Below are 15,915 nucleotides of genomic sequence, written 5' to 3'. Positions count from 1 at the left end.
GTTGGAGCGGTTTCGCGGTTCGAAGAAAAGCGAAAATGCTCTAGAGGATTGGTCTTCAACGCACCGAGTTCTTCTCTTGATCTTGGTCCAACCATAACGGTACTGCGATAGATGAAAGATTTTCCGGAAACCCTTCTCAACGGCTACAAGAACTTCATGAGCGGCCGCTATGCCGACGAGCGCGACAGATACCGTGTTCTGGCAGATACCGGACAGAAACCGCAGACGCTGTTCATTGCCTGTTGTGACTCCCGTTCGGCGCCGGAAACCATTTTCGACTGCGGACCGGGAGAGCTTTTCGTCGTCCGCAACGTTGCCAACATGGTGCCGCCCTTCGAGCCCGACGGCCAGTATCACGCCACGTCGGCGGCCATCGAATATGCCATGCAGGTTCTGAAGGTGAAGGATATCGTCGTCATGGGACATGGCCGCTGCGGCGGCATTCAGGCAGCACTCGATCCCAATCTCGAGCCGCTGTCGCCGGGCGATTTCATCGGCAAATGGATGAACATGGTCAAGTCCGCGGCCGAACAGATCCAGAGCAATGACGTCATGACCGCCTCTGAGCGTCAGACAGCGCTGGAGCGCGTTTCGATCCGCAATTCCATCGCCAATCTGCGTGGCTTCCCCTTCGTCAAGGCGCAGGAAACCGCGGGAAAGGTCAAGCTGCACGGCGCATGGTTCGATATTTCGACCGGCGAATTGTGGGTGATGGACAGCAAAACGGGCGACTTCCGCCGCCCGGACCTGTGATTGAAGCGGTAGTTGCTGAAAAGCCGCCCGTCGCCTTATCCGCATTCCGTCACCCCGGACTTGATCCGGGGTCCAGCGCGATCAAATCCTTGATCGCGGGAGAGTCCTTTCACGGCGCAGACGCGCCGTGGCTGGATGCCGGATCAAGTCCGGCATGACGAAAGTGAAATTTTGGTTCGTAGAAAACAGCCTTATTGGCCGTCGATCGCCTTGCCGATGAAGGCGATGGCCTGCTGGTAGACGCTTGCGGCGTTCCAGCCCTGGATGGCGGCATAATTCGCCTGACCCTGCTGATAACCCGCGCCGCGCTGCCAGCCGTGGCCGACGAGGAAGTTGGCGGTGGAGGCCAGCGCATCGGCGCGCGAACCTACGAGATCGATGCGGCCGTCACGGTCGAAATCGACGCCGTAGCGCACGACGTTCAAGGGCAGGAACTGCGTCTGACCGATTTCACCATGGGCAGCGCCCTTGGCGTTGACGTTCAGCGAACCGCTGCCGACGAGCTTCAGCGCCGCATAAAGCTGCTCGGTGAAATAATCCGAGCGGCGGCAGTCGAAGGCGAGCGTGGAGACGGCGGAAAGCGTGTGCTGCTTGCCCATGAAGCTGCCAAAACCGGTTTCCATGCCCCAGATGGCGAGAAGCGGACCGGCCGGCACGCCATAGGCTTTCTCGATCGAGGCGAAGAGGGAGGCATTGTTCTTCTTCATGGCCTTGCCGCGCGAAATGATCGTCTGACCGCCGCGCTTCTGCATGAACTGTTCGAAAGACAGCTTGAAGCTGTGCTGGCCACGGTCGGCGCTGATGGTCGCCCGGTTGTAGGAGACGCCGGAGAAAGCGCGGTCGAGCACCGAAGCGCTGACGCCGCGGCCCGCCGCTTCCTGCTTGAAGGTGCCGACCCAGGCCTCGAAGCCTGCCGAAGTGTTGCCGCATTGCGCAGCCATAACCGGCGTCGCTGCCAAAACCGAGACCATGGCCACACCAGCCAGAATTGCCTTCATTGCCCGCATCAAAATCTGCCTTTGATATCCTTTGGGGAATTCATCCCGAGACCCAAACCGTAAATACTGTATGATTCAGGTGCCAAATTGTTATTTGGCGGCCTAAATTGCCTTTCGGCAGCAAGGCCTGCAAATAAACTGGCCGTGATCTCGCCAATTATAAAACCCGCCTGCCCCACACAGAACAGACGGGTTATACTTAACGAACCTTAAAAAATCGTATCGTGGATCAGGCAGCCGCCTTGCGGGGCTTGATGAAACCACGATTGATCAGCAGTTCGGCGATCTGGACGGCGTTGAGGGCAGCACCCTTGCGCAGATTGTCGGAAACCACCCAAAGGTTGAGGCCGTTTTCGACCGTCGCATCTTCGCGGATACGCGAAATATAGGTCGCGTCTTCGCCAGCGGATTCAACCGGGGTGATGTAACCGCCGTTTTCGCGCTTGTCGATGACGAGGCAGCCCGGTGCTTCGCGCAGGATGTCCCTTGCCTGATCGGCAGTGATCTCGTTTTCGAACTCGATATTGACCGATTCCGAATGGCCGATGAAGACGGGAACGCGGACAGCCGTGCAGGTGACCTTGATCTTCGGATCAAGCATCTTCTTGGTTTCGGCCAGAACCTTCCACTCTTCCTTGGTGTAACCGTCTTCCATGAAGACGTCGATGTGCGGAATGACGTTGAAGGCGATGCGCTTGGTGAACTTCTTGGCTTCGACCGGATCGGCCACGAAGACGGCGCGAGTCTGCTGGAACAGCTCGTCCATGCCTTCCTTGCCGGCACCGGAAACGGACTGGTAGGTGGAGACGACAACGCGCTTGATCTTGGCGAAGTCATGCAGCGGCTTCAGCGCGACGACGAGCTGTGCCGTGGAGCAATTGGGGTTGGCGATGATGTTCTTCTTGGTGAAGCCGGCAACCGCATCGGCATTGACTTCCGGAACGATCAGCGGAACGTCCTGATCGTAACGCCATGCCGACGAGTTGTCGATGACGACGCAGCCCTGCTGGCCGATCTTCGGCGACCACTTCTTGGACACATCGCCGCCGGCCGACATCAGGCAGATATCCGTATCGGAAAAATCGTAGTTTTCGAGGTTCGAAACCTTCAGCGTGCGATCGCCATAGGAGACTTCCGTGCCCTGGGAGCGGGCGGAAGCGAGCGGCACGACTTCATCGGCGGGAAAACCGCGTTCGGCCAGGATATTGAGCATTTCGCGACCGACGTTGCCGGTGGCGCCTGCAATTGCAACTTTGAAACCCATGATCAAGCTCTCTTTCTGTCTCTCCTCTTTTTGGTGAGGTGGGGAACCCGCAAAGATCGCGGCTTCCTCGATCCCCGGCCAAACCGGGGAGAGAGCGGTGGCCAGAGACGTCAGACGGTTTTAATCGTCGTTTTGGCCGTAATTCGGATAGAATAAGAAAGGCGCGGATCATCGCCGGCCAAATGTGCCGGTCCTTCCATAACGAACATGTCTGCAACATGCATGCGCAAGGTGATGCTCCTTCTTCGCGAGAAGCTATTAGAAGGTTTCTCGTTTCTGTCAAGGAAAAAGGCGCGGCCTGCCGGTGCCCCGCGATCCGCCCCGCGACATTTTCGGGACGCCTTTCATTAGACTAAAGTCATAATCCGAAAGCATCGCTCTTATTGGGGTTAATTTTCTGTCACTCTGACACTCCGCGCATTGCAGCCGCAAGGTGAGTCCGGAGGAGAGAGATGGGCTCCGCAATGCGCCAATTGGGACATCTGTGGAGGACAGACAATGGCAGATATTGCAGCCGTGAGCGGCGCCGCCCGTCCAATGACGGGTGAAGAGAAGAAGGTGATTTTCGCCTCTTCTCTCGGAACAGTCTTCGAATGGTACGATTTTTATCTGTACGGCTCGCTCGCGATCTATATCGGCGCGAACTTCTTCAGCCAGTATCCGGAAACGACACGCAACATCTTTGCGCTGCTGGCCTTCGCCGCCGGCTTCCTCGTGCGGCCCTTCGGCGCGCTGGTATTCGGCCGCCTGGGCGACATTGTCGGCCGTAAATATACCTTTCTCATCACGATCCTCATCATGGGCGTTTCGACCTTCCTCGTCGGCGTCCTGCCCAGTGCATCGCAAATCGGCATTGCCGCTCCGATCATCCTGATCGCGCTGCGCATGCTGCAGGGCCTGGCGCTCGGCGGTGAATATGGCGGTGCCGCAACTTACGTAGCCGAACACGCGCCGAACGGCCGCCGTGGCTATTACACCTCGTGGATCCAGACGACGGCGACGCTCGGCCTGTTCCTGTCTCTGGTGGTCATTCTCGGCGTGCAGTTCGCACTCGGCAAGGAAGCCTTCGCCGCCTGGGGCTGGCGCATTCCTTTCCTCGTTTCCGTTCTGCTGCTTGGCGTATCGGTCTGGATCCGTCTGAAAATGAACGAATCCCCCGCCTTCAAGAAGATGAAGGAAGAGGGCAAGACCTCCAAGGCCCCGCTCAGCGAAGCCTTCGGCCAGTGGAAAAACGCCAAGATCGCCCTGCTTGCGCTTGTCGGCGCCGTCATCGGCCAGGCCGTCGTCTGGTACACCGGCCAGTTCTACGCGCTGTTTTTCCTGCAGAGCATCCTGAAGGTGGACGGGCAATCGGCCAACATCATGGTCGCGGCGGCACTCATCCTCGGCACCAGCTTCTTCGTGATCTTCGGCTGGCTTTCCGACAAGATCGGCCGCAAGCCGATCATCATGGCCGGCCTCGTCCTCGCCATGCTGACCTACTTCCCGCTGTTCAAGGCACTGACATGGGCGGGCAACCCGGCGCTGGCCGAAGCCCAGTCCACCGTTCGCGCCACCGTGACCGCCGCCCCCGGCGACTGCAAGTTCCAGTTCAACCCGACGGGTACGGCAAAGTTCACCACGTCCTGCGATATCGCTACCTCGTTCCTGACGCGCAATTCCGTGCCCTATGACGTGGTTGCGGGAGCCGCCGGCGAGCCGGCCAGCGTCAAGATCGGTGACGCCACCATCGCCAGCTACGACGCGATCGCAGCCGGTGCGGATGCGGGTGCCAAGGACAAGGCCTTCCAGAAGCAGGTCAACATCGCCCTGCATGACGGCGGTTACCCGCTGGTGCGCGGCGCGGCGCAGGTGCCGGACGCGAAACTGGACGCCTTCATTGCCGCAAACCCGGAACTCGGCCTCAATGCCGATGCGGTTCGCGCCACCGACAAGAAGATGGTTGCGACCGACAAGCTGGTAGCAGACAAGCTGCTGACCGCAACCGAGACCGGCGGTGCGCCAGAAATGGCCGTCTACACCATTGCCGGTGGTGGTACCTTCTCCATGGTGGCCGATCCGGCTGCCGTGAACTGGGTCGTCATCATTGCGGTGCTGACCGTCCTCGTCATCTATGTGACGATGGTCTATGGCCCGATCGCGGCCCTTCTGGTCGAATTGTTCCCGACCCGCATCCGCTACTCCGGCATGTCGCTGCCATACCACATCGGCAACGGCTGGTTCGGCGGCCTTCTGCCCGCCACCGCCTTTGCGATGAGCGCGGCGAAGGGCGATATCTACTACGGCCTCTGGTATCCGATCATCTTTGCAGGCATCACGCTGGTCGTCGGCCTGCTGTTCCTGCCGGAAACCAAGGATCGCGACATCCACACCATGGATTGAGCGAAAAGCACCGAAACAACCACCCGGCGCCACAGCGCCGGGTTTTTTATTGCCGCCGTACCGCCACCGCCCGAAATGGCCTTTTCCCGCCTGTCAATCCGCCGCAGGTAGAAAAACAGCAATAACAAGACAAAAACGCCCGAAATGGGCTATGACGGCTTATCAGGACGGGAAATGGGAGAGCAGTTTTGAGAATCGGAACGCCTAAGGAATTATATGAGGGCGAAGCGCGCGTGGGCATGACGCCCGACAGCGCGCAAGCACTGCAGAAACTCGGATATGATTGCGTGATCGAGGCCGGCGCCGGCAAGGCGGCCGGTTTTTCCGACGACGCCTATCGCAAGGCCGGCGTCACCGTGGTCGACACCGCCGGGGCGCTCTACAACGGTTCCGACATCATCGCCAAGGTTCGCCCGCCGGAAACATCGGAGATTGATCGCCTGTCTTCGGACAAGACGCTGATCTCGTTCTTTTACCCCGCCCAGAACAAGGACCTTCTGGAGCAGGCGAAGGAAAAGGGCGCAAACGTCATCGCCATGGACATGGTGCCGCGCATTTCCCGCGCCCAGAAGATGGACGCGCTGTCCTCCATGGCCAATATTGCCGGTTATCGCGCGGTGATCGAGGCCGGCAATAATTTCGGCCGCTTCTTCACCGGTCAGGTCACCGCCGCCGGCAAGGTGCCGCCCGCCAAGGTTCTGGTGATCGGTGCCGGCGTTGCCGGCCTTGCCGCCATCGGCACCGCCACCTCGCTCGGCGCCATCACCTACGCCTTCGACGTTCGCCCGGAAGTGGCCGAACAGATCGAAAGCATGGGCGCTGAATTCGTCTATCTCGATTTCGCCGATCAGCAGCAGGATGGTGCGGCGACAGGCGGTTATGCCGCTCCCTCCTCGCCGGAATTCCGCGAGAAGCAACTCGAGAAGTTCCGCGAACTGGCGCCTCAGATCGATATCGTCATCACCACGGCGCTCATTCCGGGCCGCGACGCCCCGAAACTGTGGCTGGCCGACATGGTGGCGATGATGAAGCCGGGTTCGGTCATCATCGACCTCGCCGCCGAACGCGGTGGCAATTGCGACCTCACGGTTCCCGACCAGCGTGTGGTTTCCGACAATGGCGTCATCGTCATCGGCTACACGGATTTCCCGAGCCGCATGGCAACGCAGGCCTCGATGCTCTACGCCACCAATATCCGTCACATGATGACCGACTTGACGCCCGCCAAGGATGGCAAGCCGGTTCACAACATGGAAGACGACGTTATCCGCGGCTCGACCGTCACCTATCAGGGCGAGATCACCTTCCCGCCGCCACCGCCAAAAATCCAGGCGATTGCCGCGCAGAAGCCGAAAGAAAAGGCGAAAGAGCTTACGCCCGAGGAAAAACACGCCAAGGAACGGGCCGAGTTCAGGGCGCAGACCAAGAGCCAGGTCGGGCTGCTCGCCGCCGGCACGGCGGTGCTGCTGCTCGTCGGCCTTTATGCGCCTGCAAGCTTCATGAGCCATTTCATCGTCTTCGTACTCGCCTGCTTCGTCGGCTTCCAGGTCATCTGGAATGTCAGCCATTCGCTGCACACGCCGCTTATGGCGGTAACGAACGCGATTTCCGGCATCGTCATCATCGGCGCGCTGCTGCAGATCGGTTCCGGCAATTGGCTGGTGGTGATCCTTGCCTCGCTTTCCGTCCTGATCGCGACGATCAACATCGTCGGCGGTTTCCTCGTGACACGGCGCATGCTCGCCATGTTCCAGAAGTCCTGAGCGTGCGGGGATTTAAATAAATGACCATTGGTATCGTTTCCGCGGCCTATGTCGCCGCAGCCGTTCTTTTCATCCTTTCCCTCGGCGGCCTTTCCGGACAGGAAAGCGCCAAGCGCGCCGTCTGGTACGGCATTGTCGGCATGGGCCTCGCCATCGTCGCCACCGTTTTTGGCCCTGAAATCAGCAAGGGCGTCGGGCAATGGCTCGTCGTGCTCCTGATGCTGGCAGGTGGCTCGGTTCTCGGCTATTTCGTCGCAAGCCGCGTGCAGATGACCGAAATGCCGCAGCTTGTGGCAGCCCTTCACTCCTTCGTCGGTCTTGCCGCCGTCTTCATCGGCTTCAACGCCCATATCGAGGAAGCGCACGTCGCCTCGCTGGATGAGGCGGCGCGTTCGTTGCTGACCGGCTTTTCCGCGATCCTCGCCCACAAGACGCCGGTCGAACTGGCGATCATGAAGGTTGAGGTCTTCCTCGGCGTCTTCATCGGCGCGGTCACCTTCACCGGCTCCGTCGTCGCCTTCGGCAAGCTTGCCGGCAAGGTGGACGGCAAGGCGAAGAAGCTGCCCGGCGGACATCTGCTGAACGCGAGCGCTGCGATCCTGTCGCTCGTGCTGCTCATCATGTATTGCAACGGCGCCGGCGCATGGACCCTCGTCCTGATGACGCTTGCCGCCTTCTTCATCGGTTACCACCTGATCATGGGCATCGGTGGCGCCGACATGCCTGTCGTCGTTTCGATGCTGAACAGCTATTCCGGCTGGGCGGCCGCCGCCATCGGCTTCACGCTCGGCAACGATCTCTTGATCGTCACCGGCGCGCTGGTCGGCTCCTCGGGTGCGATCCTCTCCTACATCATGTGCAAGGCGATGAACCGCTCCTTCGTCTCCGTCATCCTCGGCGGCTTCGGCGGCACAACGGGCCCGGCGATGGAAATCGAGGGCGAGCAGGTGGCGATCGACGCCGAAGGCGTGGCCGCAGCGCTGAACGACGCCGACAGCGTCATCATCGTTCCGGGCTACGGCATGGCGGTGGCGCAGGCGCAGGCCGCAGTTTCCGAACTGACCCGCAAGCTGCGCGCCGACGGCAAGACCGTGCGTTTCGCCATCCACCCCGTCGCAGGCCGTCTTCCCGGCCACATGAACGTGCTGCTCGCTGAAGCAAAAGTGCCCTACGACATCGTGCTGGAAATGGACGAGATCAACGACGATTTCCCCAATACCGACGTCGTCATCGTCATCGGCTCCAATGACATCGTCAACCCGGCTGCCCAGGACGATCCGAACTCGCCGATCGCCGGCATGCCAGTGCTGGAAGTGTGGAAGTCGAAGCTCGTCATCGTCTCCAAGCGCGGCCAGGGCACGGGTTATTCCGGTATCGAGAACCCGCTGTTCTACAAGGACAATACGCGCATGTTCTATGGCGATGCGAAGAAGTCGATCAACGATCTTCTGCCGCTGATCAAGTAATGAAAAGGGCGTTTCCGGGAGACCGGAAACGCCCTTTTTTGACCCCGGAACAAGTCCGGGGTGACGCGGCGCGGATGCTACGCCCCCGCAACCCGGAACCGTCCTGCGGGACTTCGCGGATAGACCGCCCTCAAAGCACCCGATAACGCCGATTAAAATACATCAGCGCCTCATCGCCCGCATTGATCTTTGTATCAACAACCTCGCAGATCAGGATGTCATGCGTGCCGCCATCATGGGCTTCGCGGATGCGGCAATCAAAGGAGACGAGCGCATCTTCCAGAACCGGGGCGCCGGTTTCGAGCACGCCCCAGCTGCCGGCGGCAAAACGTTCCTCCGCCGGGGTCTTGCCGCCGAAGAGCGTGCTCAGCACCTCGTGATGGGCGGCGAGCGTGTTGACGCAGACGACGCCATTGGCCTTCACCACCTTGTAAGTGGAAGAATTGCGGTTGAGGCAGATGAGAAGTGTGGGCGGATTGTCGGAAACGCTGCAAACGGCCGTCGCGGCAAAACCGGTGCGGCCTGCCGCACCATTGGTGGTGACGATGTTGACCGCCGCACCGAGCCGCGCCATGGCGTTTCTATAATCGAGGCTGCGTTGCTCAGCAGTCTTCGTCTCCATTTCCGCTTCCTTTTCAAGAGACATCCTCTGCATCTAACCCATCCTTCCTTAACAGGCCATCAAGCCAGCACACAGGCGTCTTCAAAGGCAAGACGCGGCAGGCGGCCGAAGAGCTTCGAGGGATCGCCATAACCGAGATTGATCAGGAAATTGGATTTCCACGTCGTGCCGGCAAAAAACGCCGCATCCACCTTGGCCTTGTCGAAACCGGACATGGCGCCGGTATCCAGCCCGAGTGAGCGGGCTGCCAGGATGAGATAACCCGCCTGCAGCGTGGCATTGCGGAAGGCCGTTTCCTCGGCCACGGCCGGGCTGGAAGTGAACCACGAACGGGCATCGGCATGCGGAAACAATTCCGGCAGTTTCTCGTAAAATTCGCGGTCGATGGCGGCGATCACCGTGACGGGGGCTGCCATGGTCTTTTCAAGATTGCCCGAAGAAAGCGCCGGCCTCAGTTTTTCTTTCGCTTCCGGGCTGCGCACGAAGACGAAACGCGCGGGCGAACAATTGGCCGAGGTCGGACCCATCTTCGTCAGATCGTAAAGCGCTCTCAGCGTCTCGTCACCGACCGGCTTGTCAGCCCAGCCATTATGGGTGCGTGCCGCGGTGAAAAGTGCTGCAAGTGCCTTGTCGTCGAGTGCTGTCGTCATTGTCCTAAAAATCCTGTCAGAATGTTTGCTGGGCCGGCAGCAGAAACTGCAAAAGCCGTTTGTTGAAAAGCTGGGGCTCAGTGATGTTGACCGCATGTGCCCCGAAATCGAGAAGACAGAGCTCGCCCTGCCGCAGGCCATCCGCCAGCCGCAGCGAGCGGGTGTAGGGCACCAGCAGATCGTCCTTCGTCGCCACCACCAGCGCCGGGTTGCCGACCTCACCAAGTCGGGCGTCCACATCGAAGGCCCTCAGCGCCGCGATACGGCGGAGCACATTCGCCTTGCCCTGAAAATGCGCGACCCCATGGGCATCGTCCCGCGCCAGCCGCTCCTGATGTTGCGACATCCAGGCGGCCGGATAGAGAAACAGCGGCTGGGCCTTGACGAAGGCCTCGACGCCGGATTTTTCCAGAAGCTCGATCCGCACGTCGAAGCAGCGCCCCGAATGCGGATCGGCCTTGCTCCATGCATTGATGAGCACCAGCCGGTCGATGAGACCGGGCCGCCGCAGCGCGATATCGAGGCCGATCAGACCGCCAAGCGCATGACCCATGAAGTGGAATTTTTCGAGGTTCAGGGCCGAGACGATTTCCAGCACATCATCCGCCATCGCCGATATGCCGCCATCTTCCGGCACCTCGCCGCCCGTCCTTCCGGTTCCGCGATGGTCGTAGGTGACTACGCGGAAATCACGGGAAAGGGCTTCGATCTGCGGCACCCAATAGGCACCCGATCCACCCAGCCCCGAAGACAAAAGGATGGTGGGCGCCTCGGCATCGGTGCGGCCATGAACCTCGAAATGCATCATCTGCCGTCTCGTCTATTTGCCGATATGGGCGACGGTGGCGATTTCCACCAGCGCGTCGGGCTTCACGAGGCCGCACTGGATGCAATACCGCGCCGGCTTGTCGCCGGGGAAATATTCGGCATAGACCGTGTTCACAGCCTGGTAATTCGCCCAGTCGGTGATGAAGATATGGTTCATCGTCACGTCCTCCATCGTGCCGCCGGCGGTTTCGATGACGGACTTGATGGTTTCCAGAACATGGCGGGTCTGGGCGCTCGCATCGCCCACATGCACGACATTATTGTCCTTGTCGAAGGGCAGCGTGCCGGACACATAAACCACGCCATCGGCAAGGGTTCCCGGCGAAAAGGGTGCGATGGGTTTGCTGGTACCGGCAGGCACGACGATCTTTTTCGGCATTTCGTTCTCCTCTTTGTGGTTGGATATCAAGCGCTGACGGGTGCGGCCTGCGAAATAACGCCGCAGAAATCGTTGACGGTGGCGACCCAGCCGAAAAACTTCTCGACATTGTAGACCGTCGCCTGCTGGATATAGTCCGGCCCCAGATGATGCGTGGCATCCTCCAGCATCACCCCGAAATATTCGAGATGGAAGGCATCACGCAGCGAGCTTTCGACGCAGACATTCGTGGCGATGCCGACGAAGACCAGATTGCGGATGCCTCGGGCGCGCAGCACGCTGTCCATATTGGTGTTGAAGAAACCGCTGTAGCGCGTCTTCGGCACCAGAATATCGCCGGGCTGCGGCTGCAGTTCATCGACAATGGCATAATCCCATGTGCCCTTGGCCAGCAGCTGGCCCTGCAGTTCCGGCCTTTTGCGCATGGTTTTCAGGGCATTGGACTTGTGCCAGTTGGGCGAACCCGGCCCGCCCGCCTCGACATAATCCTTGTCCCAGCCATTCTGGAAATAGATGACCTGAACGCCCGCCGCGCGTGCCGCATCCAGCGTCTTCTTGATGTTGGCGATGGTGCCCTTGGCCCCCGATATATCGAAACCGGCCAGATCGACATAACCGCCCTCGGTCGAATAGGCATTCTGCATATCGACCACGACAACGGCGGTCTCGCTGGGTTTTAGGGTGATCGGCTCCGGCCTTGCGGGAAGTGTGACACTTTCCGAACGGTTCTCCGGCCCCTTATAGCCTGCCACGACGGCTTCACTCATTCCGCTGCCTCCAGTGCCGCCTGAACATGCGCCCGGCTCTTCATCAGCGGCTGCACATATTTGCCGAATTTTTCGACGCCCTCGAGGAAGTCGTCAAAGGTCAGCATCACGCCACCCGTTCCCGGCACTTCGCTCATCTCGTCCAGCATCGCCGCCACTTCCTCATAGGAGCCGATCAGCGTTCCCATGTTGATGTTGACCGCCGAGACCGGATTGGACATATGGCGCACATTGGTGTCGGAGCCGGATTTGGTGTCGACAGCGCTTTGCAGACCGAGCCACTTGATGGCATCCTCATCCGCACCCGCCTTGTAGTGCTCCCATTTCGCCCAGGCATCTTCGGATTTTTCCTCGGCAAGCACCATCGTCAGCACGACGGATTTCACCTCGCGGCCGGTCTTTTCCGTCGCCGCCAGGAGCCGCTCATTGGTGGGAGCAAAGGCCTTCGGCGTATTGACGCCGACCCCGAAGCAGAAGCTGTAATCGGCGAATTTGGCCGAGAACGCCATGCCGGAATTGGAGGAACCCGCGCAAATGAGCTTCACATCTCCCTGCGGCACCGGCTTCATGCGGCAATCCTCCATCTTGAAGAATTTGCCGTTGAAATCCGATTGTCCGTCCGTCAGCAGTTCCTTGAGGACGGTGGTGTATTCACCGAGATATTCGTAACGGTCGCCGAAATAATCATCGCCGGGCCAGAGCCCCATCTGGCTATATTCCGGACGCTGCCAGCCGGTAATCAGGTTGATGCCGAAACGACCACCGGAGATGGAGTCGATCGTCGTCGCCATGCGCGCGACGATCGCCGGCGGCATGACCAAAGTGGCGGCAGTGCCGAACAGCTTGATCTTGGAGGTGACGGCGGCAAGGCCGGCCATCAGCGTGAAGGATTCCAGATTATAATCCCAGAATTCGGTCTTGCCGCCAAAACCGCGCAGCTTGATCATCGACAGCGCGAAGTCGAAACCATATTGCTCCGCCTTCAGCGTGATCGCCTTGTTCAGATCAAAGCTCGGCTTGTATTGCGGCGCGTTTTCGGAAAGAAGCCACCCATTGTTCCCGATCGGGATAAAAACACCAACTTCCATTTTGCTGTTCCCTTTTTAGCGTCAGGTGTCTCCTGACTTGACAAAAGAGTAGCAGGTTCTGTGCCAGACCAAATAAAATAATTTTATCAAATGGATAAAATTTGGGGGCGCGAGGGAGCCTTGACCAAAAGATAAAAAATTTATCATTTGGTCAAAATATTTGCCTGTTTATTCGGCAGAAATAAAAGGAAAAGTCGATCCTTCGATGGCCTTGAATTTTGAGACGGAAGGGCCCCGACTTTTTTGCCGTCATCCTCGGGCTTGACCCGAGGATCCATAACCCACTGAAACCAATGGATCCTCGGGTCAAGCCCGAGGATGACGTCGCGTATGGAGCGCTGTCGACGGCATGCTAAGAACAAGGGGGCTTCCCGCGATCAAGCTATGCCAAAATCTCACCCCAGCCGCTGCTGCGCATAGGCGTGAACCGCCCGGAAAGCGGCCTCAGCACCGGCGACAACGCGCTCTTCCTCTTCGACCGTCAGCGAAATTTCATCAAGCGCAGCGGTAAATGTGCGCCAGTGCAGGCCGCGACCTTCGGGAGCGCCGGCCAGATGGCGCGCGCCGAATTCTTCGCCAAGACCGAGCTTCGCCGCGTCCTTCAGCAGGAAGGCCGCGCCGAGATTGGAGCCTTCGACCACGTAAAGCCAGCCCATGGCCTCCGGCAGATCGAAAGGCGTCTCGGCAGTAAAACGCGGCTCAGCCGTTTCGGGAATAGCAAGACCGAGATCGGAAAGATCCTGCTCGATCATGGAAAGACGGCGGCGGCCCTTGAGGTCGGGCAGCAGGCCATCAAGCGTTGCATTGGAGAAAAAGGCATCAAGATCGCGATGGAAAAGATATTGCGTTTCGACAAATTTGCCGAAGTTCTCGCGGCTCTCGAACGGCTTCGATGCCATGATGAAATTATCGAGATCGCCATGCGCACCGCGTGTCGCCGCTTTCAGGCGCTTGACGCGGCTCTGCTCGATTTCTGCTACAGGCGCTGCCGGCTCCGCAATGGTCATGATGATGGTCCCTTATCCCTCTATTCAGACTGCCTGATAAAAATCTTTACTCCAACAGTCAAATTTTATTTTCGCATTTTTCCTTCCCCTGCCGAGGCGACTGTCACCGTCTCGCACCGCGATAAATCCATGTCCATGCGGACCGATCCGATCATTCCTTGCCGGCGCTTACAAACACGTCCCCCACCCGCCTCCGAAGCAAATCCCTTCATCTCCACCTTCCGAACAATCATATTGCAATTAGCTCTTTACAACTAACATGTCAGTATGCCATCAATCTGCCGTCACCTTGGAGGAGCATCTTAATTGACCCAGAAATTCGGCCTTTCGGCAGCCCTGACGACCCCTTTCAAAACGGACGGAACGGTCGATATCGATGCCATGATCGCCCATGCCCGCCGCTGCCTCGCCAATGGCTGCGACAGCGTGACACTGTTCGGTACGACGGGTGAAGGTTGCTCCGTCGGCAGTCGCGAACGGCAGGCAATCCTCTCCAGCTTCATCGCAGCAGGCATTGCGCCGTCGCACATCGTCACCGGCGTTCTCGTTGATTCCATCGAGGATGCGGCAGACCAGTCGGCTGAGGCCCTGAAAGCCGGCGCCCGCAATATTCTGCTCGCCCCGCCCTCCTATTTCAAGAATGTCAGCGATGACGGCCTGTTTGCCTGGTTCTCGGCGGTCTTTTCGAAGATCGGCAAGGATGCACGCGACATCCTCGTCTACAACATCCCCTCCGTGACCATGGTAACGCTCTCCGTCGAGCTGGTGGGACGGCTTAAGGCGGCGTTTCCGGGCATCGTCACCGGCGTCAAGGATTCCTCCGGCAACTGGAGCCATACCGAGCGCCTGCTGAAAGAACATGGTGACCTTGCCATCCTGATCGGCGATGAGCGTGATCTGGCGAGGGGCGTTCGCCTCGGCGGTCAGGGTGCCATCTCCGGCGTCGCCAATTTCCTGACGCAGGAAGTGCGCGCCATGGCCGTTGACGGCAAGGACGACCCACGCATCGTCGATCTTGTTGTGGAACTTCTGAAATTCCCGGTTACGCCCGCCGTCAAGGTGCTGGTATCACACACGACAGGGGAAGCTATCTGGTCGGATGTGCGCGCGCCGCTCGTCGCGATTTCACCGGAAGGACGGCGGCAGATAGAAGGCGCATTTGACGCGCTGTTTCGCAGGCAGGCCGCCTGAACAAAGCTGAAAGGTTGAGCATGGACGATACCGGCGAACAGACATTGCGGGAACGGGCGTATGAGAGCTTTACGCATCACCTTCTCTCGCGTGACGTTCGTCCGGGGCAATTCATCTCGCAGCGCCGGCTCGTAGAACTGACGGGACTGCCGCTCGGCGCAATCCGGGAGGCAATTCCGCGGCTGGAGGCGGAAGGCCTGATCAAGACCGTGCCGCAGCGGGGATTGCAGGTCGCCCATATCGACATCAACCTTATCCGCGAAGCATTCCAGTTCCGTATCTTCCTTGAAAAGGAAGCCGTGGCACTGTTCACACGCTCGGCTTCCGATGAGGCCATCGCAAAGCTTCTGAAACAGCACCGCGATATTGCCGAAGCAGCGGAAAATGGCGGGGAATCGCCGGAGCTGGATCAGCATGCGCAGCAGGTGGACTGGGGCATGCACGATGCCTTCATCGATAGTCTTGGCAATTCGATCATCTCGAATGCCTACCGCGTCAATTCCATCAAGATGCGCCTCATCAATCAGGAGCGCTTTCGCATCGCCGGCCATGTGAAGTCGGTGATGAAGGAACATCTCGCCATTCTCGAAGCCATCGAGAGGCGATCCGTGGAAGACGCCGTGGAACGGCTGACCGCTCATATCCGCAACGCAAGGGACAGGGCGCTGGCGGTGTAAGGCAACTCCGGCAGGGACTAAAGAGGGTCTGCGTCGGAATTGCAGGAAATAAGCAACAAGCCGGGGTGAGGAGAATTTCC

Annotated in this window: 15 protein-coding genes; 6 read left to right on the top strand and 9 right to left on the bottom strand. The window is 59.3% G+C overall.

Annotated elements, in window-relative coordinates:
* Nucleotides 1–111 precede the first annotated feature (111 nt).
* Nucleotides 112–753 (top strand): carbonic anhydrase, encoded by a 642-nt coding sequence (locus O3S81_RS00410; protein WP_269340206.1) that lies wholly within the window; start codon nt 112–114, stop codon nt 751–753.
* Between the two features lie 191 nt (nt 754–944).
* Here O3S81_RS00410 and O3S81_RS00405 read toward each other — a convergent pair whose 3' ends face one another.
* The gene (locus O3S81_RS00405; RefSeq protein ID WP_269340205.1) at nt 945–1,760 is read right to left on the bottom strand and encodes a lytic murein transglycosylase; all 816 of its coding nucleotides are present in this window, start codon (nt 1,758–1,760) and stop codon (nt 945–947) included.
* A gap of 220 nt (nt 1,761–1,980) precedes the next feature.
* Complete coding sequence (locus tag O3S81_RS00400; protein ID WP_003522626.1) at nt 1,981–3,015, bottom strand: aspartate-semialdehyde dehydrogenase; 1,035 nt, start codon at nt 3,013–3,015, stop codon at nt 1,981–1,983.
* Nucleotides 3,016–3,513: 498 nt separating this feature from the next.
* Here O3S81_RS00400 and O3S81_RS00395 point away from each other — a divergent pair, with 498 nt between their 5' ends.
* The 3 genes from O3S81_RS00395 (at nt 3,514) to O3S81_RS00385 (ending at nt 8,626) form a co-directional block, all read left to right on the top strand.
* Complete coding sequence (locus O3S81_RS00395; RefSeq protein WP_269340204.1) at nt 3,514–5,397, top strand: MFS transporter; 1,884 nt, start codon at nt 3,514–3,516, stop codon at nt 5,395–5,397.
* A 188-nt stretch (nt 5,398–5,585) separates the two neighbouring features.
* A complete protein-coding gene (locus O3S81_RS00390) occupies nt 5,586–7,160 on the top strand; it encodes a Re/Si-specific NAD(P)(+) transhydrogenase subunit alpha (RefSeq protein WP_269340203.1) in 1,575 nt (524 codons plus the stop codon).
* A 20-nt stretch (nt 7,161–7,180) separates the two neighbouring features.
* Nucleotides 7,181–8,626 carry an NAD(P)(+) transhydrogenase (Re/Si-specific) subunit beta gene (locus O3S81_RS00385; protein WP_269340202.1) on the top strand — a complete coding sequence of 482 codons (1,446 nt, stop codon included), beginning with the start codon at nt 7,181–7,183 and terminating at the stop codon, nt 8,624–8,626.
* 130 nt (nt 8,627–8,756) lie between these two features.
* Here O3S81_RS00385 and rutF read toward each other — a convergent pair whose 3' ends face one another.
* The 7 genes from rutF to O3S81_RS00350 form a co-directional block, all read right to left on the bottom strand.
* On the bottom strand, nt 8,757–9,281 hold the full coding sequence (rutF, locus tag O3S81_RS00380) for an NADH-dependent FMN reductase RutF (protein ID WP_269340201.1): 525 nt from the start codon (nt 9,279–9,281) through the stop codon (nt 8,757–8,759).
* A gap of 26 nt (nt 9,282–9,307) precedes the next feature.
* Nucleotides 9,308–9,898 carry a malonic semialdehyde reductase gene (locus O3S81_RS00375; RefSeq protein WP_269340200.1) on the bottom strand — a complete coding sequence of 197 codons (591 nt, stop codon included), beginning with the start codon at nt 9,896–9,898 and terminating at the stop codon, nt 9,308–9,310.
* A 16-nt stretch (nt 9,899–9,914) separates the two neighbouring features.
* On the bottom strand, nt 9,915–10,706 hold the full coding sequence (gene rutD / locus O3S81_RS00370) for a pyrimidine utilization protein D (RefSeq protein ID WP_269340199.1): 792 nt from the start codon (nt 10,704–10,706) through the stop codon (nt 9,915–9,917).
* A gap of 12 nt (nt 10,707–10,718) precedes the next feature.
* Nucleotides 10,719–11,105, bottom strand: coding sequence for a pyrimidine utilization protein C (rutC, locus tag O3S81_RS00365; protein ID WP_003492069.1), 387 nt, complete (start codon nt 11,103–11,105; stop codon nt 10,719–10,721).
* Nucleotides 11,106–11,131: 26 nt separating this feature from the next.
* Complete coding sequence (gene rutB, locus O3S81_RS00360; RefSeq protein WP_269340198.1) at nt 11,132–11,872, bottom strand: pyrimidine utilization protein B; 741 nt, start codon at nt 11,870–11,872, stop codon at nt 11,132–11,134.
* Nucleotides 11,869–12,960, bottom strand: a complete 1,092-nt coding sequence (rutA, locus tag O3S81_RS00355; protein WP_269340197.1) for a pyrimidine utilization protein A — start codon at nt 12,958–12,960, stop codon at nt 11,869–11,871. The genes rutB and rutA overlap by 4 nt, the downstream gene beginning before the upstream one ends.
* A gap of 395 nt (nt 12,961–13,355) precedes the next feature.
* Entirely contained in the window at nt 13,356–13,967 is a 612-nt protein-coding gene (locus O3S81_RS00350) for a biliverdin-producing heme oxygenase (protein WP_269340196.1), read from the bottom strand.
* A gap of 306 nt (nt 13,968–14,273) precedes the next feature.
* Between O3S81_RS00350 and O3S81_RS00345 the strand changes: the two genes are divergently transcribed.
* Nucleotides 14,274–15,158, top strand: a complete 885-nt coding sequence (locus tag O3S81_RS00345) for a dihydrodipicolinate synthase family protein (RefSeq protein WP_269340195.1) — start codon at nt 14,274–14,276, stop codon at nt 15,156–15,158.
* A gap of 20 nt (nt 15,159–15,178) precedes the next feature.
* Entirely contained in the window at nt 15,179–15,835 is a 657-nt protein-coding gene (locus tag O3S81_RS00340; protein ID WP_269340194.1) for a GntR family transcriptional regulator, read from the top strand.
* Nucleotides 15,836–15,915: the final 80 nt, after the last annotated feature.

The organism is Agrobacterium sp. SOY23 (assembly GCF_027212525.1).
GTDB classification, from domain to species: Bacteria; Pseudomonadota; Alphaproteobacteria; order Rhizobiales; family Rhizobiaceae; genus Agrobacterium; species Agrobacterium tumefaciens_I.
This window is presented reverse-complemented; position numbering and strand designations above follow the sequence as displayed.

What these genes read in the sequence shown, in the direction of transcription:
- O3S81_RS00410 (WP_269340206.1), top strand. Translation starts at nt 112, where the DNA reads ATGAAAGATTTTCCGGAAACCCTTCTCAACGGCTACAAGAACTTCATG.
- O3S81_RS00405 (WP_269340205.1), bottom strand. Translation starts at nt 1,760, where the DNA reads ATGCGGGCAATGAAGGCAATTCTGGCTGGTGTGGCCATGGTCTCGGTT.
- O3S81_RS00400 (WP_003522626.1), bottom strand. Translation starts at nt 3,015, where the DNA reads ATGGGTTTCAAAGTTGCAATTGCAGGCGCCACCGGCAACGTCGGTCGC.
- O3S81_RS00395 (WP_269340204.1), top strand. Translation starts at nt 3,514, where the DNA reads ATGGCAGATATTGCAGCCGTGAGCGGCGCCGCCCGTCCAATGACGGGT.
- O3S81_RS00385 (WP_269340202.1), top strand. Translation starts at nt 7,181, where the DNA reads ATGACCATTGGTATCGTTTCCGCGGCCTATGTCGCCGCAGCCGTTCTT.
- rutF (WP_269340201.1), bottom strand. Translation starts at nt 9,281, where the DNA reads ATGCAGAGGATGTCTCTTGAAAAGGAAGCGGAAATGGAGACGAAGACT.
- O3S81_RS00375 (WP_269340200.1), bottom strand. Translation starts at nt 9,898, where the DNA reads ATGACGACAGCACTCGACGACAAGGCACTTGCAGCACTTTTCACCGCG.
- rutD (WP_269340199.1), bottom strand. Translation starts at nt 10,706, where the DNA reads ATGATGCATTTCGAGGTTCATGGCCGCACCGATGCCGAGGCGCCCACC.
- rutC (WP_003492069.1), bottom strand. Translation starts at nt 11,105, where the DNA reads ATGCCGAAAAAGATCGTCGTGCCTGCCGGTACCAGCAAACCCATCGCA.
- rutB (WP_269340198.1), bottom strand. Translation starts at nt 11,872, where the DNA reads ATGAGTGAAGCCGTCGTGGCAGGCTATAAGGGGCCGGAGAACCGTTCG.
- rutA (WP_269340197.1), bottom strand. Translation starts at nt 12,960, where the DNA reads ATGGAAGTTGGTGTTTTTATCCCGATCGGGAACAATGGGTGGCTTCTT.
- O3S81_RS00350 (WP_269340196.1), bottom strand. Translation starts at nt 13,967, where the DNA reads ATGACCATTGCGGAGCCGGCAGCGCCTGTAGCAGAAATCGAGCAGAGC.
- O3S81_RS00340 (WP_269340194.1), top strand. Translation starts at nt 15,179, where the DNA reads ATGGACGATACCGGCGAACAGACATTGCGGGAACGGGCGTATGAGAGC.